We start from the raw sequence: 22,266 nt of genomic DNA, 5'->3' as shown, positions 1-22,266 counted from the left end.
AAACAGCAGCGACGACTTCGTTCGCTCCGCGTTCAATCCTCCAGCAGCTTACCAGCCTGTCGGTAGTCCAGCGGCTCCCGGCCGGCCAGCTTGCAAAACTTCTGCCCCGGTCGCACCAAACGCTCGCTCATGCGGGCAAATAGAAGGCCGTCAGTCCCGGCGCGGACCTCCGAGCGGGCCGCATCCAACGGCCCCCCCAACGGATCGACCACCTCCGCCACCACAGCGCCCGTCTTGACGGATTCTCCCAACGACTTTCGATAAACCAATACCCCGGCCGCCGGCGCAATCAACACATCGACCCCTTCCAACGGCGTCGGCTCGCAGCGCGGTTCCGGCAACGGCCCTGGCTCGCCGGCGATGGCGCCGCGCCGTTGCAGGAACCGCAGCAACGCCGCCGCGTCGGCGGCGGCACAGTCGTCCCGCACGTCCGCCTGACCGCGCAATTCGACCGTGGTCGCGAAGCAAGCCAGCGGAATCGGCCCCTGCTCCGCCAGCGCCGCCCGCAGCTTCCACCACGGTCCGGCGCACGCTTCATCGAAGGGACTGCCGCCCGGTTCGTCTTCCAGCAGAATCGCCGCCGCGCCCAGTTCCGCGCCCAGGATTCGCGCCACATCCGAATGCCAGCGGGAGGTGTACAAATGCAACAGAGATTCGCTGTCACAGTGCAAATCGAACACATAATCGGCATCGACAGCCAACTTAAGCAGCGCCAGTTTGAGCGCGGCCGTCTCTCGCGTCGGCTGTTGCTCCGCCAGCACGGCCCGCAAGGTCTCTCGAATGCGGTTTACATTCACCGCCGGATCGGCGCTCAGACAGCCGCGCAACCGCTCGACCGCAACCGCCGCCAAATCAGGAAAGCCGCGGTTGAAGTTGCCGGTACTCTCGAAATCGAACCGCCCCAACAGCCGGCCGTTCAGATGCTGTCCCAGTCCGATGGGATTGGCGACCGGCACCACCACAATCTCACCGATCAGCCGGCCTTCCGCCTGGGCCTGTTCCAATCCTTGCAACAGATGGTGCGCCACTAGCAACCCCGGAATCTCGTCGGCGTGGAGGGCGGCCTGAAAATACGCCTTGGGTCGCGCGCCGGATGCACCGTAACGATGGACCAGCAGCGTCCTTTGGGTGCCGGGAGCGGGTGATGGCAATTCAATTCGAGCAGTCAGCGCCGGCATGAGTGAAATCGCCTGTTGGGAAGAGCGGACTTGGCAAACGCCTCAGGCGGGTACCGGAGCGGTCGAAACGGTCTCTACCGGCCGCACCCGGTACCACGCCGCATACAGGGCGGGCAAGAACAGCAGCGTCAGCAACGTCGCCACGATCAGCCCGCCCATGATCGCCACCGCCATCGGCCCGAAGAAGACATTGCGCGACAGCGGCACCATCGCCAGCACCGCCGCCGCCGCCGTCAAAATGATCGGTCGGAAGCGGCGCACGGTGGATTCGATGATCGCCTCCCACTCGCTGCGGCCGGCGGCGATATCCTGACGGATTTGATCGACCAGGATGACCGAGTTGCGCATGATCATGCCGAACAAAGCGATAGTGCCGAGCATCGCCACGAAACCGAAGGGCTGATCGAACAGCAGTAAGAACAAGGTTACGCCGATCAAACCCAGCGGCGCGGTCAGCAGCACCATGACCACCCGCGAAAGATTCTGCAACTGGATCATCAAGATCGTCAAAACCACCAGCACGAACAACGGCATACCGGCCATCACCGGCCCTTGTCCCTTGGCGGATTCCTCCACCGTGCCGCCGGTTTCCAAGCGAAATCCCTCCGGCAGCTTGGCGCGAACCGGCGCCAGCAGCGGTTCAATTTGGGCGGTGACCGTGGCCGGTTGAATTTCCTCGTAGACATTGGCCCGCACCGTGATGGTCGGCAAGCGGTTGCGCCGCCAGATCACCCCAGGCTCGAAGTCGTACCGCAGCCGTGCGATTTGCGCCAACGGCACACTCTTGCCGCTCGCCGCCGGGACCGTCAGCTCGCCAAGCAGCGCCAGCTGCGTTCGTGACGGCGAATCCGCGCGTAAGATCACTTCAATCGTTTTGTCCCGCTCGCGGTAGGCGGTGACCGCCAGGCCGTTCAACGCCGTATTGAGAACCTGGGCCACATCCTGACTGTTCAAACCCAGCAAGCGGGTTTTGTGCTGATCGATCTCGATCCCGACGCTCTTGGACTGCTCGTCCCAGTCGAACTGCACGTTAGTCAGATGCGGATTGCCGCGCATGACCTCCGCCACCTCATTAGCCAGCGCTCGCAGCGCCGGCAAATCCTGGCCGGATATCCGAAACTGCACCGGAAAACCGACCGGCGGGCCGCTCTCGACGCGGGTGATGTTGGCGCGCAAGCCGGGAAAATCCGCCTCGAATAGCTGGATGAGCCGGGTTCGCAGGGCCTCGCGCGCCTCGGCGCTGTCGGTCAGGATCACGAACTGGGCCTGGTTGGCGGCCGGCAGTTGCTGGTCCAAGCCCAGATAATAACGCGGCGCACCCCAGCCGACATAGGCCACGAAATTGGCGATGCCCGATTCTTTTTGCAGGATTCCTTCCAGCCTCCGGACTTCGGCCTCCACCGCCCTGAGTGAGGAGCCTTCCGGCAAGCGCAAATCCACCATCAATTCCAGCCGGGTCGACGTCGGAAAAAACTGTTGCTGGACCTTGCCGAAACCGACGATAGCCGCCGCGAACAAGGCCAGGGTGATGGCGATAACCAACCAGCGTCGGCGCACGCAGCGTTCCACGACGCGGCGAAAGCGACGATAGAACGGCGTGTGATAGACCTCGTACTCGCTGTGAACGCCCGCCACCACGGCTTCCACCGGCTGGTGGCGCGCGCGGCGCACCCACCGGGTGACCCATCGCAGCTTGTGCGGCGCGCGGGGATCGGGCAATACCTGATAGCCCAGCCAGGGAATCACCACCACCGCCGCCAGCCAGGACAGCAGCAGCGCAATAGCGTTGACCTGAAAAATTGACATCGTATATTCGCCGGTCGCGGAGCGCGCGGTGGCGATGGGCAGGAAGCCAGCCACCGTGACCAGCGTCCCCGACAGCATCGGTCCGGCGGTGCTGGTGTAGGCGAAGGCGGCGGCTCTGGCGCGTTCCCAACCTTCTTCCATCTTCACCCACATCATTTCCACGGCGATGATGGCATCGTCCACCAACAGGCCCAGTGCCAGGATCAGCGAGCCGAGCGAAATCTTGTGCAAGCCGATGTTGAACCACCACATCAGCAGAAACGTCGCCGCCAGCACCAACGGGATCGACAGCGCCACCACCATGCCGGTGCGCAGTCCCAGGCTGAAAAAGGTCACGGCGAGCACGATCAGCACCGCCTCGGCCAACGCCTTGACGAAGTTGCCGATGGAGCGTCGCACCACCTCCGGTTGGCTGGACACCTCGCGGAGCTCCACCCCCAGCGGCAGTTGTCCTTGCAGCCGTTCGATCTCGGCTTGCAGGTTCTGGCCGAGCTGGATGATATCCCCGCCCAAGGTCATCACCACCCCGATGGCGATGGCGCGCTGGCCGCCGTAGCGCACCTGCGGCGCGGGCGGCTCGACATAGCCGCGACGGACCTCCGCGATGTCGCCGATCCGAAACTCCCGCCCGCCGGCGCGGATCACGGTTTCGCGCACGTCCTCCACGGTGCCGAACGCCCCGCTGGGCCGCAGATAAATCCGGTCGCTGGCCGTCTCGAAAAAGCCCGCGCCGGCCACTGTGTTCTGCCGCGCCAACGCTTGCAGCACGCCGTTAAAATCCAGACCCAGCGTGGCGAGCTTGGCGTTGGCGATTTCAATATAAATTTTCTCGTCCTGCTCGCCGAACAGATCGACCTTGGCGACCTGCTTGACCCGTAACAACTGGTCCCTGATCCGGTCGGCGTAGTCTTTTAATTCAGCGTAGCTCAGTTCGTCCGATACCAGCGCGTAAATATCGCCGTATACGTCGCCGAATTCATCATTGAAGAAAGGACCCAACATAGTCGCCGGAAAAGTGTGACGAATGTCGCCGATTTTCTTGCGGACCTGATAGAACACGTTGGGGATCGCCGAGGCCGGGGCGGAGTCCTTGGCGACGAACAGCACCACCGATTCACCGGGCCGGGAATAGCTGACCAGCCGATCGACTTCGGGCGCTTCCTGCAATTTCTTTTCGATTCGGTCGGTGATTTGTTGCTCCACTTCCAGCGCCGTCGCGCCCGGCCACAGCGCGCGCACGACCATTATCTTGAAGGTAAACGGTGGATCGTCGGCCTGACCGAGGCGCTGGTAGCCGTACACGCCCATCAGCGCGACCGCGGCGATGAAAAATCCGACCAACACGCGGTGCCGGATCGCCCAGGCGGACAGGTTAAGTCCGGTCACAGTGGTTTTCCCGCCGCTGGCGTTTCCTGCACGATAGGCCGCACCGACTGTCCGGCGACCAGTTTGTGCGCGCCGACCGTCACCACCAGTTCGCCGGCCCGCACCCCCTTAGCCAGCACCGCGCCGTCCTCGCGATACTGGCGGATTTCGACCGGACGGCGCTGGGCCTTGTCGTCGCTCACCACCCAGACCGCCGGGCCGGCGCCCTGATCCACCACCGCCGTCAGCGGCACCACCAGCGTTTCATCGGCCGCCGCCGGTTGCACGCTCACCCGCGCGGTCATCCCCAAGCCCACCGCCGGATCGTTGTCCCGCAAGCGGATGCGGGCGGTGTAGGTCCGGGTCGCGGCGTCGGCGGCGGGCGCGAGCTCTCGCAATTCGGCGGGCCAGCGCAACTCTGGTCGCGCCCACAGCGTGACCCACATCGTCTTGGCCGAGCGTAGCTCGCCGACCTGCCCCTCGGGAACGTTGATGGCGATTTCTTTTTCTTCGGGCCGCGCCACCCGCAACACCGGCTGACCGGCGCTGACTACTTGTCCGACTTCGGCCAGCACCACCGTCACCACGCCGGCATGATCGGCGCTTAGGGTGCTGTAGTTTTCCTGACGGTCAACGACCGCCAGTTGCGCTTGGGCCTGATCCCGCTTGGCTTTGGCGGCCTTGTAGGCGGTGACCTTGGCATCGTAGAGCGATTGGGCGATCAGTTTTTTCGCCAGCAGCGCGGCGTAACGTTCCTGTTCCGAGGCGGCCAACGCATAATCGCTCTCGGCGGCGGCCAGCTGCGCCCGCGCCGCGTCGGCGTTGAGCCGCAGATCGGCGGGATCCAGCCGGGCGAGCGCTTTGCCGGGCTCCACCCGCGCGCCGACATCGACCAGACGGGCCACGATCTTGCCGGGCACCCGAAACGCCAGATCCGATTCGCGGCGGGCGCGCACTTCCCCGGAATACACCACCGGAGCCGCGCTCCCGGCCACCACCGGCCGCACCAGCACCGGGCGCACGGCCGCAACGAGCGACGCGCGCGGAGGTTTATCGCAGCCGCTCAGCGCCAACGCGGCACTCAACAGAGCGGAAACGACCTTGAGCTGCATGATGCGACTCCTTTCGGCAAAACGCGGCGGGGTGGAAAACATCGCAAGACCCTAGCAGAATGACAGGGGCTAATGGTTGCCGAATGTTTTCAGTCAGGCAATTGTTTAATCGGTCATGGTAGAAGCTGCCTCTGATGATCGCTTCTGGAGAATTTGCATGACGTTGACCATGAAAGCTGTGCGCATTCACGCTTATGGCGGCCTTGAGGTGTTGCATTACGAAGACGTCGCGATGCCGAAGCTCAACCCCGACGACATTCTGATTCGGGTACGGGCGGCGGCGATCAACCCGGTGGATTGGAAAATCCGCGAAGGCTATTTACAGAGCGCGTTGCAACACAAGCTGCCGCTGGTGCTCGGTTGGGACGTTTCCGGCGAGGTGGTCGAGGTCGGCCCCGAAGCCGCCGGTTTTCGAGTGGGCGACGAGATTTATGTCAGGCCCAATATCGAGCGCGACGGCGGTTATGCCGAATATATCGCGGTCAAGGCCAGCGAAGCCACCCGCAAACCCTCCTCGCTCGATCACCTCCACGCCGCCGCCGTGCCGCTCGCCGCGCTGACCGCCTGGCAAGCGCTGGTGGACGCCGCCGATCTGCAAACCGGCCAAACCGTGTTGATTCACGCCGCCGCCGGTGGGGTCGGCAGTCTGGCGGTGCAACTGGCCAAGGCGCGCGGCGCGCGGGTGATCGCCACCGCCTCGGCGGTCAACCGCGGGTTGGTGACCGAACTCGGCGCTGATGAATTCATCGACTATACCAAAACCCGCTTCGAGGATGCGGTCAAGGCAGTGGATGTGGTGTTCGACACCATCGGCGGTGACACTCAGGAGCGGTCTTGGCAAGTGTTGAAACCCGGTGGAATCTTGGTGTCGGTGGTCAGCCCGCCGTCGAAGGAAACCGCCGCCGAACGTGGCGTGCGTCGGGCCTTCGTGTTCATCCACGCCGATGGCGAGCAGTTGAGCGCCATCGCCCAATTGATCGACGAAGGTAAAATGAAACCGATCATCCATACCGTCTTGCCGCTGGCCGAGGCCCGCCAGGGGCACGCCATCAGCCAGGGCGGCCACGCGCGCGGCAAGATCGTCCTTCACGTCGCCGATTGATCCCCCTTCAAGGAGATGCGCCATGCTCAACTTCAGCTTTTACAATCCGACCAAAATCCTGTTCGGCAAGGGCCAGATCGCCACCATAGCCAAGGAGATTCCCAAGGACCAGCACATCCTGCTGACCTACGGTGGGGGCAGCATCAAGCAAAATGGCGTTTACGAACAGGTCATGCAGGCGCTGGCGGGCCGGACCATCCACGAGTTCGCCGGCATCGAACCCAATCCGACCTATGAAACACTGATGCAGGCGGTCGAGCTGGCCCGGAGGGAGAAGGTCGATTTCCTGCTGGCGGTCGGCGGCGGCTCGGTGGTGGACGGCACCAAATTCATCGCCGCCGCCATCCCCTTCGCCGGCGAGCCGTGGGACATTCTGGCCAAGCGCGGCCGCATCGAACGCGCCTTGCCACTGGGTTCGGTGCTGACCCTGCCCGCGACCGGTTCGGAGATGAACAGCGGCGCGGTGGTCACCCGCCGCGCGACCGACGACAAGCTGGCGTTCATGCACCCGCTGGTCTATCCGCGCTTTTCGGTGCTCGATCCCACCACCACCTTCACCCTGCCGCCCCGCCAGATCGGCAACGGCGTGGTGGACGCCTACACGCACATCATGGAGCAGTACCTGACCTATCCGGTCAACGCGCCGATCCAGGACCGTTTCGCCGAGGGTTTGCTGCTGACCTTGATCGAGGAAGGCCCCAAGGCGCTGGCGACGCCGCAGGATTACGACGTGCGCGCCAACATCATGTGGTGCACCACCCTGGCTTTGAACGGGCTGATCGGCGCGGGCGTGCCGGGCGATTGGGCGACCCACATGATCGGCCACGAAATCACCGCCCTGCACGGTCTTGACCACGCCCAAACCCTGGCGATCGTGCTGCCCAGCATGATGGCGGTGAAGCGAGAGACGAAGCGGGCGAAGCTGTTGCAGTACGCCGCTCGCGTCTGGAATCTCACCGACGGCGACGAGGACGCGCGGATCGACGCGGCCATCGCCAAGACCCGCGCGTTTTTCGAGCGGGTGGGCGTGCATACCTATCTGGGCGACTATGGCATCAAGGCCGACGCGGTGCCGGCGCTGGTGGGCCAACTGGAGCGGCACCAACTGACCCAGCTCGGCGAACACGGGGATGTCGATTTGGCCGCTAGCCGCAAGGTGCTGGAATTGAGCGTGGCGGCCTGAGCCGCTCTTCAGGACCATAAACCGGACGGGAAGGTTGCGGCGCCAATCCACCTGTCCGACCACCGCCAACCGATGCAGGCCAGCCCCTGAAAAAATCCAGCGCGCTCGTTCTCCTCGCGGTTCTGGCCGCCGTCGGCGGCGGGGCGTTTCATTACGTTTATCCTGGAACGGCCACCGAAGCAAAAAAACCGGCGCGCGGCGCCGTCCCCGCGCCGGTCACGGTCGCGCCGACGACGATCCGGGATGTGCCGTTGGTGCTGGAGTTGGTCGGGCGGGCGGAAGCTTACGAGAGCGTCACGCTCAAGGCGCGGGTGGACGGTCAGATCGCGGCGCTGCCCTTCACCGAAGGACAGACCGTGGCGGCGGGCGAGGTGCTGGCGCGGCTCGACCCCGCCGATTTCGACGCCCGCCTGCAACAGGCCGAGGCGAATCTGGCGCGTGACCGGGCGCAACTGACCAAGGCGCAACACGATGTGGATCGCCTGCAATCCCTCAAGGGGCGCGGCTTCGTCTCCGACCAGCAACTGGCGGACGCCCGCATCACCGCCGATGCCTTGGCGGCCACGGTGCGGGCCGAGCAGGCGGCGGTCGAATCGGTGCGCCTGCAACGCGGCTATGCCACGATCAAGGCCCCGTTCGCCGGCGTGATCGGCGCCAAGCTGGTTTCGCCTGGGGCGACCGTCAAAGCCAACGATACCGCGCTGGCGATCTTGAATCAGATCCGACCGATTTATGTCAGCTTCAACGTGCCCGAACGCCATCTACCCCGGCTGCGCGCGGCGCTGCGGGCGGGCGCGATGCCGGTGACCGTCGCGATTCCCGGCCACGGCGAACGGCGTTTCGCGGGCGAAGCGCGCTTTCTCGACAATGCGGTCGACCCGACCACCGGAGCGATTCAGATGAAAGCCACGGTGACGAACGACGCCCACGCGTTGACGCCCGGCCAATTTCTGAACGTCAGCTTGACCCTTGAGACTTTCGCCGCCGCCGTGACCGTACCGGCCATCGCCATCCAACAAGGACCGCAAGGCGCTTTCGTGTTCGTGGTCAAAGCGGATGAGACGGTCGAAACCCGCCCCGTCGCCGTCACCCTGCGCCAAGCCGAAACGGCGGTGATCGGGCAAGGTCTGCAAGCCGGTGAAACCGTGGTCACCGACGGTCAATTGCGGCTGTCGCCGGGCGCGAAAGTGCAAATCAAACCCGGCGGTGGTTGAGGGAAGGCGCGATGCAACTGCCTGAGTTGTGCATCCATCGCCCGGTGATGACCACCCTGCTGATGGCGGCGTTTTTGATCTTCGGGGTGATCGCCTACCGCGCCTTGCCGGTCAGCGAATTGCCGAGCGTCGATTTTCCCACCATCTCGGTCTCCGCTTCCTTGCCCGGCGCGTCGCCCGAAACCATGGCGGCGGCGGTGGCGACCCCGCTGGAAGGCCAGTTTTCGACTATCGCCGGGCTGGATTCGATGAGTTCGACCAGCGCTCAGGGCTCCACCTCGATCACCCTGCAATTCACGCTCGACCGCGACATCGACGCCGCCGCGCAGGACGTGCAGACCGCCATCGCCACCGCGCTGCGCCAGTTGCCGGCCGACATGCCGTCTCCGCCTTCGTTCCGCAAGTCCAACCCGGCGGACTCGCCGATTTTTTTTATTGCGATGTCCTCGCCGACCCTGCCGTTGTCGGTGGTCAACGAATATGCCGAAACCATGCTGGCCCAGCGGCTGTCCACCATCACTGGGGTGGCGCAGGTGCGGATTTTCGGCTCCCAGAAATTCGCGGTGCGGGTGCAGGCGGACCCGGATCGGCTGGCGGCGCGCGGCATCGGTCTGGACGAACTGCGCCAAGCCATTCGGGAAAGCAACGTCAACCAGCCGGTCGGAACCTTCGACGGCCCCCGCCAGAGCCTCGCCATCCAGACCAACGGCCAATTGGAAACCGCCGCCGTCTATGGCCCGCTGATCGTCGCCTATCGCAACGGCGCGCCGGTGCGGCTGAACGAGGTCGCCACCGTGCTGGACGGGGTGGAAAACGACAAGGTGGCCAGTTGGTACGTGGACCGGCGGGCCATCGTGCTGGCGATCCAGCGCCAGCCGGGAGCCAACACCGTCGCCACCGTGGACGCCATCAAGGCGGTGCTGCCGGCTTTTCAGGCGACGCTGCCGGCCTCTATCGAACTCAAGGTGCTCTACGACCGCAGCGAATCGATCCGCGAGTCGATTCACGACGTGCAGTTCACCTTGGTCTTGGCGGGCGTGCTGGTGATTCTGGTGATCCTGCTGTTCCTGCGCAATCTGTCGGCGACGCTGATTCCCAGTCTGGCCCTGCCGATCTCGGTGATCGGCACCTTCGCCGCCATGCACGTCCTCGGTTACAGCCTCGACAATCTGTCGCTGCTGGCGCTGACCCTGGCGGTGGGCTTCGTGGTGGACGACGCCATCGTGATGCTGGAAAACATCGTCCGCCATATCGAGCGCGGCGAACCGCCGTTCCAGGCGGCGATCATCGGGGCGAAGGAGATCGGCTTCACCATCATTTCCATGACCTTATCGCTGATTGCCGTCTTTATCCCGGTGATGTTCATGGGCGGGATCGTGGGGCGGCTGCTGCACGAATTCGCGGTCACCATTTGCGCCGCGATTCTGGTGTCCGGCTTCGTCTCGCTGACCCTGACGCCGATGCTGTGCAGCCGCTATCTCAAACGCGGCGACCCGCGCCAACATAACGCCATCTATCAAGCCTTCGAGCGTTTTTTCGCCGGCCTGCTGGCGAGTTACGAACGCACGCTGCGCGGCGCGCTGGCCTGGCCGCGCGCGGTGCTGATGGTTTTCGTGCTGACCATCGCGGCGACGGTGTGGTTGTATGGCCTGGTGCCCAAGGATTTTCTGCCCAGCGGCGACACCGGCCAGCTCAGCGCCTCCACCGAAGGCGCGCAGGATGCCTCCTTCGCAGCCATGGTGGAGCGCCAGCGGGCTGTCGCGGCGATTCTGGCCCAAGACCCGAACGTCGAGGCGTTCATGTCCTCGGTCGGCGCGGGCGGCCCTCGTCCCACCGCCAACACCGGCAGCATGTTCATCCGCCTGAAACCCCGCCAGGAACGCACGCGATCCGCCGAACAGGTCATTCAGTCGTTGCGGCCGAAATTGGCGGTCATCCCAGGGATCAACGTCTATCTGCGCAATCCGCCGCCGATCCGCATCGGCGGTCAAAGCACCGCCTCCCAATATCAATACACCCTGCAAGACACCGACCTGGAACAGCTTTATGCGTGGACGGCAACGCTGGTCGCCCGCTTTCGGCAATTGCCGGGCTTCGTGGACGTGACCAGCAACCTCAACAACCAGAGTCCGGCGGTGGCGGTGGAAGTGGATCGGGACAAACTGGCCGCGCTCGGTTTGAATTTCGGCCAAGTGGAGGATGCTTTGCAAAATGCCTTCAGCGCCCGTCAGGTGTCCACCATTTACGGCGCGACCAACCAGTACAAGGTGATTTTGGAACTGGCTCCCGAATTTCAGGCCGATCCGGCGGCGCTGGCGCGGATTTACGTGCGTTCCGCCGCTGGCGCGCTGGTGGCGCTGGATACCGTGGTCTCGGTGGCGCGCAAGACCCAGGCGCTGACCGTGAACCATCAAGGCCAACTGCCGTCGGTGACGATTTCCTTCAACCTGCTGCCCGGCGTTTCGCTCGGCGCGGCGGTGGATCGGATCAAGGCGCTCGAAGCCGAGCTGAACCTGCCGGTGTCGCTGAACACCAGCTTGCAAGGCACCGCCCAGGCGTTTCAGGATTCCTTGCAGGGCCTGGGCGTTCTGCTGTTGGTCGCGGTGCTGGTGGTGTACATCGTGCTGGGGATTCTGTACGAGAGCTTCATCCATCCGCTCACCATCCTGTCGGGCCTGCCCTCGGCGGGGTTGGGCGCATTGCTGACCTTGTTGCTGTTCAAGGTCGATCTCAGCTTGTATGCCTTCGTCGGCGTCATCATGCTGGTGGGCATCGTCAAGAAAAACGCCATCATGATGATCGACTTCGCGCTCGACCGACAACGCAACGAAGCCATGGCCCCCGAGCAGGCCATTTTTCAAGCGTGTCTGATCCGTTTCCGTCCGATCATGATGACGACGATGGCGGCGCTGGTCGGCACTCTGCCCATCGCCCTGGGCTGGGGCGCGGGCGCGGAAGTGCGGCAGCCGCTGGGGCTGGCGGTGGTCGGCGGCCTGGTGGTGTCGCAGTTGCTGACGCTGTATCTGACGCCGGTGATTTATCTGTATATGGATCGGTTGGCGGGCCGCCCAATGACAGCCGATGAACAATCCCGACGGGAAATTGCAACGCCGCCGCTGAAATACAGTGCGGGGAAATAGGCCGTTTAACCCACCAGCCGCAAGCCCGGCGGCAGGGTTTCACCAAACACCCGACCCGCGTCGGCCTCATTCAGTTCCACCACTTCCTCAACCATGCGCAACCAGGAAGCTGGCGACTTGGCCGCGCGCAGCCGTTGGCTGACCTGCGCCCGCAATGCGTCATCCAAATCGCGTTCGCGGTCGCCGCTGAGCCGCGCCAGCAAGGCGGCCGCGAACGGAGCGGGCGTTACCGCGCGCCAGTCCAGCGCCAGCACCTGTTCCACCCAAACCGCCGCCGTCGCCGCCGGCACCACATCGTGCGCGCTGCCGTAGGCGGGAACCCGCGTCCCTAGCCGACCGACCGCCCACCAAAGCTGCGGCGATTCGCCTTTGCGCGCCAGCCGCGCCAACAATAACTGACCGAGTTCGACCTTGCGCCCTGCCGGCAACCGCTCCAACACGCCGGCCAGCCGCGCCATATCCTCGACGCCCGGCGTCTTGTCCTTCGCCGCCTTGCCGGTTAAAGGCCGCAAATCCGCCAGCAGCCCATCGCTCAACCGCCACTGGGCCGCCGCATCCAAACCGCCCGCCACCCGCCGCCACAGCGTCCACCATTCCGAGCGGGTCTGGGCGTCTTGGCCGTATTGCACTCCCTGTTCGTAGAGCGCCCACAATTGCCGCACCCGCCAGTCGTCCAGCGGATAGCCGAACCCCGGCCGCAGGCAATAACCGGCCAGACTGAACCACAGCCGCTCGTGTTCCGCCGAGCGCCGCCGCCGCCGCGCGCCCGCCCACAGCACGCCGAACAGCTCGCGCAACAGCGGCGTATCCCAGCTCTCGCGCTTGCCGAGCAGACGCTCCAGATCGGTGCGCAAACCCTTGATTTCCTTCTGTTCGACACCGGCCGCGCGGGAGCCGTAGAAGCGTTCCAACCGCGCCGCCGCCTCCGAGAAACGCGGATGCAGGCGGGCCAAGGCGGCCGCATCGCCGCCGCGCAACTGGAACGCGAGTTGCCAGCGCCGCGCGGCGTCGTCCACCGCCACGCATTCCACGTCCAGGGTGCCGACTTCGGTCAGTTGCGCGAGCAGTTGCACTGGGACTTCGCCGGTCGCTTCGCTGTCGATGACCGTGGCGATGGGCGGCAATGGCGTAAAGTCCGCCGTCTCCAGCGCCACCACTTCGCCCGGCCGATAGACCGTATCGCCGGTCGAGGACAGCAGATGAAATTGCACCGGGGCGCCGAGCCGCAGCGAAAAAGTGCGTTCCAACCGGAGCGGCCGGCCCTCCTCCGCGCCGCGCGGCAGCAGACAGACGCCTTGCTTGCGGTCGCGCCCGCCATCGACCAACAAAAAATAACCGCGCGCCGATCCGCCGCCGATCCGCACCCCCTGACCCCGCCGCGCCAGCCCGTAGGCGACCGCGCCGCGCGCCACCGCCAGATCGGGTTCGGGATTATCCAAACGCCGCAAGGGCGCGCCGCGCCAATCCGCCAGCCACTCCAGCAGCCGGTCGACCAGCGCCGCGCCGTGAAAGACGCCGCCGTTGAGCAACACCGCATCCGGGATCGCCGGGCGGTCGGATCCCTTGTCGCCCAACGCGCATCGGGCGACTTCGGCGTGCTGGCTGAGAAACGCCGCCAGATGGCGGGTGATGGCTGGATCGGCCGCATAGGGCAACCCGAATTCGACCACCGCCGCGCGCCGTCCCCGCGGCCGATCCGCCGGATCGACCACCGGCAAAAACCCATCCACCAGCAAGCCGCGCACTTCATCGCGGCTCAACTCCGCCGACCGCGCGCCGCCGATCAACTTCGTCCCGCCGCCCAGCACCGTCACCGTCACTCGTTCCGGCGCGTCCGTCGCCAGCAGTCGCTCCTTGGCGTTCCGGCATTGCTGCAACAGTTGCGACAGTTCCCCAGCGTTCAACCGCGCGCCGCCCAGCCGTGCCTCGACCGTCCGCGCCAGCGTCAAATCCATGTTGTCGCCGCCCAGCATCAAATGCTCGCCCACGCCGATCCGGGTCAGGCGCGGCTCGATCTCGCCTGGCTCGATTTGGATCAGCGTCAGGTCGGTGGTGCCGCCGCCCACGTCGCAGACCAGCAAGAGCCGCGCGTCGCCCAGGCCGGTCGCCACGTCGGCGCGATGCCGGTGCAGCCAGTCGTAGCACGCCGCCTGCGGCTCCTCCAACAAGCGCATTTCGGACAACCCGGCCAGCCGCGCCGCGCCTACCGTCAGCACCCGCGCGCCCTCATCGAAGGAAGCCGGCACGGTCAACACCACGTCCTGCCGTTCCAGCGGGTAGTGGGGAAAGCGGTGATTCCAGGCGGCGACGAGGTGGGCCAGATAACTGGCGGTCGCCATCACCGGCGACACTCTCGCCACGCCCTCCGCCGCGCCCCAAGGCAAGATCGGCGCCATGCGGTCCACGCCGGCATGGGACATCCAGCTCTTGGCGCTGGCCACCAGCCGTCCCGGCGCGCGCGAACCGCGCTCTCTGGCCAGCTCCCCCAACACCGAGTCCGAGACCGCGCCAGGGTCGATGAAATCCCACGGCAGCCGCACATCCGCCGCCGCCAGTTCGCCGGCCGTCGGGTGATAGCGCACCGACGGCAACAACGGCCGGGCCGCCACCGCGCCGGGAGCGATCAGTTGCTCGACAGAGAACAGTTGGATAGTCGCTGCGCCGACGGCTTTCAGATCGGCGTAAGCCACCACCGTGTGGGTGGTGCCGAGATCGATGCCGACCAGATAACGAGAGGTACTTTGGCGGGCGATGGGCTAATCCTCAATGCGTCTTGTGACGAGCATCACGTCGCTTGCTTGTCACGCAGCACCATCGTCTCCTGCAACGGCTATGTCAAAGTGCAACACGTCTTCGCGGACTCCCAGCTTGGTGTACAACGCGATGGCCGGATCATCGTCGATATCCGCCTGGACATAAATGACATAGGCGCCTCGGGCCGTGGCGATCTTCCTCAGTTCCGCGATCAAGGCGGTTGCGATACCTTGTCGTCTATGCGCTGCGGCGACCGCCAAATCGTAAATATAAATCTCGCTGCGCTGTTGCTCGAACTTCATCAGTTCATAGGCGGCGATACCCCCGACAACCGCTTCGCTTTCAAGCGCCACGATGGCAATGAAGGCGTCACCGCCGAGCAAGCGCTGGAGATAGGGCGCATCAGGCGGGTTGCCGCCATAGGTCTCTATCGCATCGAAGGCTTCACCGAAAGTCTGTAGCAAAGCTCGCATCAAATCGACATCGCTAGCGGTAAGTTGGCGAATATTCAAAGACATGGCGTCAGCCTTCAAATCCAAACGTCATTGCGCGCCGTTCTCTCCCCGCCTTGAGCCCCTGTATTGAGGACACCACGCGGCTCGATCAGCATGAGCTTCACCTCTCGTTCCGCGTAGGGTTTGTGCTCGACACCCCTGGGTACCACGTAAAGTTCGCCCGCACCGACGTTGACGGCCGCGTCACGAAAATCGATGCGGAGGGCGCCCTCAATCACGAGGAAGGTCTCGTCGGTATCTTCGTGGCTATGCCACACAAAATCGCCTTCCAGACGGACGATCTTGAACTGGTAGTCATTCATTTCGGCAATGACCTTCGGTTGCCACTGCTCGCTGAACAGACCAAATTTTTCCTGAAGGCTGATGGCTTGATACTGCATTTGCGCGCTCCAAAGTGCCATCGAACGGCGGCGAAAAACAGTTTATCGACGCCCGATGAAAAGGTTCGCAGGATAGCTAACAAGTGATTGGGCCGACTTCAACTCTCCCCCCGCACATCGAACTCGACCTTCCAGCCTTCCTCCCCCGTGCGCGGCACCGCTTCCAGCCGCAGCGTGCCGACCTCGGTGACCGCCGCCCGCAGCCGCACCGGCACGACCTCACCCGGCTGCCGGCCTTCGGTGGGCAGGGTCACCTCGATTTCCTCCAATTCCTCGATTTCCTCCGGCGCCCACTGTTCCAACACCGCGCCGACTTGATCGGTCCGCCGCACCGACGAACCGAAAAAGCGAAACCGCACCGGCTCGCCGATCACCAGCCCGACTTCCTGCGGCGGCAATTCGGCGTGAGTGCCTTCCTCCATCCCGAACGGCGCGATGCACAGCGCTTCGATGGGCGGCTCCATCCCCGGCACCGCCGGCATGGCGCTCTCGACGCCGACGTAATAGGATTTGGCGGTACCGCCGCGAATCCGCACCCCGCGCCCGCGCCGCACGAAACCGTAGTAGGCCGCGCCGCGCGCCACCGCTAGATCGAGATCGGCCCCTTCCAGCAGGCGCACCGGCGGTGCATCCTCGGCGGCCAGCCAATCGTTCAACACCTTCAAGGTCCGCTCCAGCAGCGGTTGGGCCTTGAACACGCCGCCGTTGAACAGCACGGCGGTCGGATGCAGGAAGCTGGCGTCGGCCGGCAGCCGAGCCTCGAAACCGGCCAGATCGCGGGTCGCGCCGACTTGACGGGCGAGGAACGCGGCCAGATGGCGGGTCATCGCCGGGTCTTGCGCGTAGGGCAACCCCAATTTGGTCAAGGCCGCCCGCGCCCGGACGGCCGGTCGGGCCGCCGCCTCCACCGCCGGGAAAAAGCCATCCACCAGATTTTGGGTCACTTCCGCGCGGGTCAGCTCGGTGCGCAGCGTGCCGCCGATCAGCTTGGAACCCCGGCTCGGCACCACCACCGGCACGGCCTCGACCGCCGCGTCGTTGAGCAAGGTCTCCTTGGCGCTCCGACAACCGTGGGTGATGCCCTGCAACTGCCAGGGATCGAGCTGGGTGCCTTGAGCGGCCAGTTTGGCGCGCACCGCGTGGGCCAGCGCCAGATCCATGTTGTCGCCGCCCAATAAAATGTGATCGCCGACCGCCACCCGTTCCAGCTCCAGCGAGCCATCGCGCTCGGTCACGGCGATCAGCGAAAAGTCGGCGGTGCCGCCGCCCAGGTCGATCACCAGAATGATGTCACCCACTTGCACCTGTTTGCGCCACTCGCCTTGGGCCGCCAGAATCCAGTGATACAGCGCCGCCTGCGGCTCCTCCAGCAACACCAGATGCGACAGCCCGACCGCCGCCGCCGCTTCGGCGGTCAGTTCGCGCGCCGCCGGATCGAAGGAGGCCGGCACCGTCAAAATCACCTCTTGGCCGGCCAGTGGGGTATCGGGGTACTGCTGATCCCAGGCCGCCCGCAGGTGCTCCAGATAGCGGATCGAGGCTTGCAGCGGCGAGACCCGCCGCACTTCCTCCGGCGCTTCCACCGGCAGAATCGCCGCGCGCCGGTCCACGCCGGGGTGGCACAGCCAGCTCTTGGCGCTCGCCACCAAGCGGATCGGGGTACGGCTGCCCATGGTACGGGCCAGTTCGCCGACCACGAACGGCTGCGGTTCGCCCCACGGCAAGATGCGGTCGTCCGGTTTCAATTCATCGGGATGCGGCAAGTAGAGAAAGGAGGGCAGCATCGGTCGCTCCTCCACCGCGCCGGGCGCGGTGAGCTGCGGCACCGGCACGGTCCACTGTACCGCTCCATCCTGTTCCTCGGCGGTCAGATCCACCGCCGCCATCACGCAATGGGTCGTCCCCAGATCGATGCCGACCGCGTAGCGGACCTCGCTCATAGCTCCACCTCCGCCGGGGCCAGCACCCGCACATCGTGGCCCTCGGCCAGCTTCGGCAGCGTGATCTGACTCACGCGCCAGCCCCGGTGCATCAGCGTGCCGGTAAATGGCGGCTGGCCGACCACGTTGCCGGTCAAGCGCACCGTCGAAGGATCGAAACCGACGGCCAGCGTCAGCCGCGCGCCTTCGTTCTCGGTCCGCACCGGCTCGATCTGAAGGTAATCGCGCACCACCTTGCGGCAGCCTTCATGCACCACGCGGGCCGCTCCGCCGATTTCGGCGTCGGAATAGGCGGTCACATTTTCCTCCAGAAAGTCCACGAAACGGCCTTCCTGTTGTAACAAGGCCAACAGCTGCAAGGCGGAATCCGGTAAAGTTTCCCGCAGCGGGGCCGATTTGGGCGGTTCGCTGGCCGGAACGGGCGGCGTTAGCACGCCTTGTTCTAAACCCAGCACGCCCCCGGCGAAGCCTCCGTCGGTCAAAATCCGCAAAAATGCGCGCAGCGCCAAGCTCAGCCGCGCTGCAAAACCTGGTTGTGAAACACTCATAACAGCAAACTCCTGCAAAACATGCTGACTGATCCTGTATCCTATCATGCGTCGCTAACCGACCAACCACTACAAAACCATCCCCGAAATGGACGAAATTGGCTTATGATTGTATGGGTGGTTCCAAACAGGTTGGCTACAGTTTCTGATGGCGGCGCGAAACGTCCCAAGATTTTTCACCGAGAACACGGAAGCACGAATGAGATACGCAAGATTCCTCCAGGAGTGGCAGCATGGCCCGCATACTGATTGTCGATGACTCGCCCACGCAGACGCTGAGTCTCGCCAAGATCCTCAAAAAGAATGGCCACGAGGTGATAACGGCCAAAGATGGCGCCGAGGGCGTTCAAGTCGCCAAAACGGAACTGCCGGACCTCGTGCTGATGGATGTCGTCATGCCCAGAGTCAACGGGTTTCAAGCCACCCGCCAAATCACCAAACACGGTTCCACCAGCCATATTCCGGTCATCATCGTCACGACCAAAGATCAGGAAACCGACAAAATCTGGGGCGAACGCCAGGGTGCGAAAGGTTACGTGATCAAACCGGTGGAGGAAGCCACCCTGATGGATACCATCAATCCGTTTCTTCCCAAGAAATGATCCCACGGCGGCGATGCCCATTCGCCGCCGCGCTTGCATCAAGCAGTCGTGCTGCTATCGCCTTGTCATCAGTTTCCGGTTTCATCCTCCGCTATTTCTTTTAGGTCGGGAACGATTTAATTTTTGCTCAGCGCGGTGCGCTCTCGGCATCCGGCGGGTAATCGGGATAGCGCCGCCGAAATTCGGCCAACTTCGCCTCGGCTTCCACCGTCCGACCCTGGCGGCGTAGCTCGGCGATCTCCTTCAGCCATTCCTCCGGCGGACGATGGGATAACTGATCCCGACTGTTCGTCCGTTCCACCGCTGGGGCTGGCTTCCGTGCGCGCGATTCCTCGTCTTTTTTCAATTCCTCGACCGCCGGCGCACGCTCTTCCCTCTCGGCCGGCTTCGCGGGAACCGCCTGCAAGCTCGGATAAGCCGTGGCGGCGGGCGGTGAAGAGAGTTTAGCGCGGCCCCCGATCACCTCTGGTAAGGTGGCGGCCGGCGGAGCCGGCGGAGCCTCGGCCGACACAACGGGCCGCGCGGGCGTTGCAGGTACAGCCAAACCGTCTGGGCGCGCGAATTTTGCCGCCGGCGACGCGACATTTCCGACTGCGGTGCTATTCTCTTCCGCCGCTGCGGGGGGCTTGTCGGCCAGCTCCGCGTGCTCCAACCGCACCGACATCGCAAACTCGCCGGATTCGCGGACCATCCGCACCACGCCCGTGGTCAAAACCACGGTCGCCGCCAGCGCCAGCGGCACGACCCAATGGTTTCTTCGCAACTTGGAGGGTCTGGCAGGGCGCGATCCGACCGCCGATTCGGCGGCCATCAGCACGCGTCGGTCCAGCCACTCCGGCGGTTCGGCCTGGCGTGTTTGCCGGTACAGAGCAGCGATCGTCCCATCGTGGAGTTCGTCGTCGCGGTCGGTCATGACGGGCCTCCCAGACTGTGTCGTAGGCGGGCCAGCGCGTAGCGCAGGCGGCTCTTGACGGTTTCCCGGCCGGTTCCGGTCGCTTGGGCGATTTCGTCCAGCGACAGCCCGGCTTCCTCCTTCAACAACAGCGCTTCACGCTGGGCTTCCGGTAATTCCGACAATAAGGCCAACAAGCGTTCCGACTGACGGCGGCGGTCGTCCCACACCTCGGGTTGGACTCCTTCCGGGGCCGGGATGTTCTCCCATTCCGGGCAGTCATCGGCGTAGGACAGCGGCAGACCTCGCGCGCTGGCGCGGTAGTGATCGACCAAGCGGTTATGGGCGATCCGGTAAAGCCAGGTGCTGAATTTGGCTTGCACCGTATAGCCTTCACGGGCGGCGATCAGCTTGAGCCAGATGTCTTGAAATAATTCTTCCGCCACCGCTGGCTGGCCGCACTGGCGCAGCAGGTAGCGATACAGCGGCCCCTTGTGGCGGGCGTACAGCCGCGTGAAGGCCCCGGCATCGCCATCCCGGTATCCTAGCATCAGGGTTTCATCGGCATCGTCGTCGGTCCGCATGGGGCCGGCACTTTACCCGGTGTGAAGCCGGTAGGGAAGGTTTTGCAGCCTTCCCACACCGACCACTTTAACCCGCCGACTTCCTTCGGTTCACACGATGGAAATCGCGGTTCAGCGGACCGCCTGCGCCGTTTCGGCGGCTTTGCTGGGATCGAGCGACCGCGCCAGACCGATCAAGGTCAGGAACTCACCTCGATAGCCGAAAGGATCAGCACCGCGCGCGTCTTTGGCCAGCGCCAACACCTCATCGTAGCCGAACGAGGAGGTATGCCGGCCGCCGCGCAAGAGTTGCCCGAACCCCGCCACCGCCGCCGCGAAGCGAAACCGGTCGCTGGTCCGCGCTCCGTCCTGGATCGCCTGATCGCGGCGGATCGGCCATTCCTGCAACTGGCTGGCGTCACTGTCGGGCTGCTTGTAGCGCAGCCGCAGGAAGGCGATTTCCTCGCCGCGCGCCGCGCTGTCCGGCTTGGCGGATTCCGCGTACCGCAGCGGCTCGGTCAAACCGCCGCCGCTGCCTTTCAGGGCGATCTCGTACAGGGCCGTCACGGTATGGCCGGCGCCGATATCGCCCGCATCCACCGCATCGTTGTTGAAATCCTCACGCCGCAAGACCCGGTTTTCGTAACCGATCAGCCGGTATTCCTCGACCAGCCCCGGATTGAACTCGATTTGGATTTTCACGTCCTTGGCGATGGTCAACAGCGTGGCGCTCATCTGCTCCACCAGCACTTTGTTGGCCTCTTGCAAGGTATCGATGTAAGCGTAATTGCCGTTGCCGGCGTCGGCCAATCGCTCCATCAGGCGGTCGTTGTAATTACCGGTGCCGAAACCGAGCGTGGTCAGGGCGATGCCGCTCTTGCGTTGGGTTTCCACCAGGTTTTTCAACGCCTCGAAGTTGACGGTGCCGACGTTGAAATCGCCGTCGGTGGCCAGAATCACCCGGTTGACACCGCCTTGCACGAAACCGTCGCGGGCCAGATTGTAGGCCAGTTGAATCCCGGCCCCGCCGTTGGTGGAACCGCCGGCGCTCAACCGATCCAGCGCCGCCTCAATTTTAGCTTTCTGGCCGCCGGAGGTCGGCTCCAACACCAGCCCGGCCGCGCCGGCGTAAACCGCGATGGCGACTTTATCCTCCGGCCGCAACTGCCGGATCAGCAACTTTAGCGCTGGCTTGAGCAGCTCCAGCTTGTCGGGTGCATTCATCGAACCGGATACATCGATCAGAAACACCAAATTGGCCGGCGGTAGCTTGGTTTTCGGCAGATCGTAACCTTTGATGCCGACCGCCAGCAGCAGGGTTTTCGGATTCCACGGAGTCGCCGCCAGCTCGGTGTTGACGCGAAATGGCGGCTGGCGGCCGTCGGGCAGCGGATAGTCGTAATCGAAATAATTGATCAATTCCTCGACCCGCACCGCATCGCGCGGCGGCAACCGGCCGCTGTTGAGGAAACGCCGGACGTTGGCGTAGGAACCGGTATCCACATCGATGCTGAAGGTCGAAACCGGCTGCTCGGCGGCCCGTTTGACCGGATTTTCCTCAATGGCCGCATAGTTCTCTCGGTCGGTCGGCTGGCTGGGCGCGCGCAGCGCATCCAATTCCGGAGCGGCAATGGCCGCTCCGGCCAGCGCGCTGACCACGGCAGCCCTCTTGGCCTCTACATCTGGGCGCTCTTTCAATCTGGCGGCGGGCAGGCCGGCCGTCGAGGGCGAGACCGTGGCTGACGGGGCTGCCGGCGACTGGAGTTTCAGCGGGGAGTCCCGTGCATCCTCACGCGGTCGGACAGCGCCGCTGGCCGGCTGCGCCGGACGCTGGGCCGAACCGACTTCCCCAAACTGCGTCTTCTCGCTGGGCGAACATCCCACCAACAGGCCGGCGATAAGGAGCGCATACCACAATGACTTCGACATAAGCTGGACCCCGCAACGATTTTGGAATTCATCGCTACAAACG

17 protein-coding genes are annotated in these 22,266 nt (G+C 64.5%); 5 read left to right on the top strand and 12 right to left on the bottom strand.

From position 1 onward, the window contains the following. Window positions 1–32 precede the first annotated feature (32 nt). Genes IPK09_03095 through IPK09_03085 form a run of 3 tightly spaced genes read right to left on the bottom strand, consistent with a single transcriptional unit; the run spans window position 33 to window position 5,461 of the window. Complete coding sequence (locus IPK09_03095) at window positions 33–1,178, bottom strand: succinylglutamate desuccinylase/aspartoacylase family protein (protein MBK7982602.1); 1,146 nt, start codon at window positions 1,176–1,178, stop codon at window positions 33–35. A 42-nt stretch (window positions 1,179–1,220) separates the two neighbouring features. Then, window positions 1,221–4,370 carry an efflux RND transporter permease subunit gene (locus IPK09_03090; GenBank protein MBK7982601.1) on the bottom strand — a complete coding sequence of 1,050 codons (3,150 nt, stop codon included), beginning with the start codon at window positions 4,368–4,370 and terminating at the stop codon, window positions 1,221–1,223. Next, window positions 4,367–5,461 carry an efflux RND transporter periplasmic adaptor subunit gene (locus IPK09_03085; GenBank protein ID MBK7982600.1) on the bottom strand — a complete coding sequence of 365 codons (1,095 nt, stop codon included), beginning with the start codon at window positions 5,459–5,461 and terminating at the stop codon, window positions 4,367–4,369. Before IPK09_03085 ends, IPK09_03090 begins: the two co-directional genes overlap by 4 nt. Before the next feature lie 169 nt (window positions 5,462–5,630). On the opposite strand from IPK09_03085, the gene IPK09_03080 reads away from it, so the two are divergent. Both IPK09_03080 and IPK09_03075 read left to right on the top strand, forming a co-directional pair. Continuing rightward, window positions 5,631–6,563 (top strand): NADP-dependent oxidoreductase, encoded by a 933-nt coding sequence (locus IPK09_03080; GenBank protein ID MBK7982599.1) that lies wholly within the window; start codon window positions 5,631–5,633, stop codon window positions 6,561–6,563. 22 nt (window positions 6,564–6,585) lie between these two features. Further along, window positions 6,586–7,746, top strand: coding sequence for an iron-containing alcohol dehydrogenase (locus IPK09_03075; protein MBK7982598.1), 1,161 nt, complete (start codon window positions 6,586–6,588; stop codon window positions 7,744–7,746). Between the two features lie 8 nt (window positions 7,747–7,754). On the opposite strand, the gene IPK09_03070 is transcribed toward IPK09_03075, so the two are convergent. Continuing rightward, entirely contained in the window at window positions 7,755–7,898 is a 144-nt protein-coding gene (locus tag IPK09_03070) for a hypothetical protein (protein ID MBK7982597.1), read from the bottom strand. Here IPK09_03070 and IPK09_03065 point away from each other — a divergent pair. Continuing rightward, entirely contained in the window at window positions 7,833–8,960 is a 1,128-nt protein-coding gene (locus tag IPK09_03065) for an efflux RND transporter periplasmic adaptor subunit (protein MBK7982596.1), read from the top strand. The genes IPK09_03070 and IPK09_03065 overlap by 66 nt on opposite strands. Before the next feature lie 11 nt (window positions 8,961–8,971). Beyond that, window positions 8,972–12,100 carry a multidrug efflux RND transporter permease subunit gene (locus IPK09_03060; GenBank protein ID MBK7982595.1) on the top strand — a complete coding sequence of 1,043 codons (3,129 nt, stop codon included), beginning with the start codon at window positions 8,972–8,974 and terminating at the stop codon, window positions 12,098–12,100. A 5-nt stretch (window positions 12,101–12,105) separates the two neighbouring features. Here IPK09_03060 and IPK09_03055 read toward each other — a convergent pair whose 3' ends face one another. From IPK09_03055 to IPK09_03035, 5 genes are all read right to left on the bottom strand, one after another. Continuing rightward, window positions 12,106–14,853 (bottom strand): hsp70 family protein, encoded by a 2,748-nt coding sequence (locus tag IPK09_03055; GenBank protein ID MBK7982594.1) that lies wholly within the window; start codon window positions 14,851–14,853, stop codon window positions 12,106–12,108. A 48-nt stretch (window positions 14,854–14,901) separates the two neighbouring features. Next, entirely contained in the window at window positions 14,902–15,372 is a 471-nt protein-coding gene (aac(3)-I, locus tag IPK09_03050) for an AAC(3)-I family aminoglycoside N-acetyltransferase (GenBank protein ID MBK7982593.1), read from the bottom strand. Between the two features lie 11 nt (window positions 15,373–15,383). After that, on the bottom strand, window positions 15,384–15,770 hold the full coding sequence (locus IPK09_03045) for a cupin domain-containing protein (protein MBK7982592.1): 387 nt from the start codon (window positions 15,768–15,770) through the stop codon (window positions 15,384–15,386). Between the two features lie 77 nt (window positions 15,771–15,847). Beyond that, window positions 15,848–17,689: an Hsp70 family protein gene (locus tag IPK09_03040; protein MBK7982591.1), complete on the bottom strand. Its 1,842-nt coding sequence runs from the start codon at window positions 17,687–17,689 to the stop codon at window positions 15,848–15,850. Next, entirely contained in the window at window positions 17,686–18,237 is a 552-nt protein-coding gene (locus IPK09_03035) for a DUF2760 domain-containing protein (protein MBK7982590.1), read from the bottom strand. Before IPK09_03035 ends, IPK09_03040 begins: the two co-directional genes overlap by 4 nt. A 233-nt stretch (window positions 18,238–18,470) precedes the next feature. On the opposite strand from IPK09_03035, the gene IPK09_03030 reads away from it, so the two are divergent. Beyond that, window positions 18,471–18,839, top strand: coding sequence for a response regulator (locus IPK09_03030; protein ID MBK7982589.1), 369 nt, complete (start codon window positions 18,471–18,473; stop codon window positions 18,837–18,839). A 127-nt stretch (window positions 18,840–18,966) separates the two neighbouring features. On the opposite strand, the gene IPK09_03025 is transcribed toward IPK09_03030, so the two are convergent. The 3 genes from IPK09_03025 to IPK09_03015 form a co-directional block, all read right to left on the bottom strand. Beyond that, on the bottom strand, window positions 18,967–19,752 hold the full coding sequence (locus IPK09_03025; protein ID MBK7982588.1) for a hypothetical protein: 786 nt from the start codon (window positions 19,750–19,752) through the stop codon (window positions 18,967–18,969). Then, the gene (locus tag IPK09_03020) at window positions 19,749–20,315 is read right to left on the bottom strand and encodes an RNA polymerase sigma factor (protein ID MBK7982587.1); all 567 of its coding nucleotides are present in this window, start codon (window positions 20,313–20,315) and stop codon (window positions 19,749–19,751) included. The genes IPK09_03025 and IPK09_03020 overlap by 4 nt, the downstream gene beginning before the upstream one ends. A 111-nt stretch (window positions 20,316–20,426) precedes the next feature. Beyond that, window positions 20,427–22,223 (bottom strand): VWA domain-containing protein, encoded by a 1,797-nt coding sequence (locus IPK09_03015; GenBank protein ID MBK7982586.1) that lies wholly within the window; start codon window positions 22,221–22,223, stop codon window positions 20,427–20,429. Window positions 22,224–22,266: the final 43 nt, after the last annotated feature.

It is taken from the genome of Candidatus Competibacteraceae bacterium, from assembly GCA_016713505.1.
Taxonomy (GTDB): Bacteria; Pseudomonadota; Gammaproteobacteria; order Competibacterales; family Competibacteraceae; genus Competibacter_A.
Note: the sequence above shows the minus strand (reverse complement) of the source record. Positions and strands in the feature narration are given on the sequence as shown.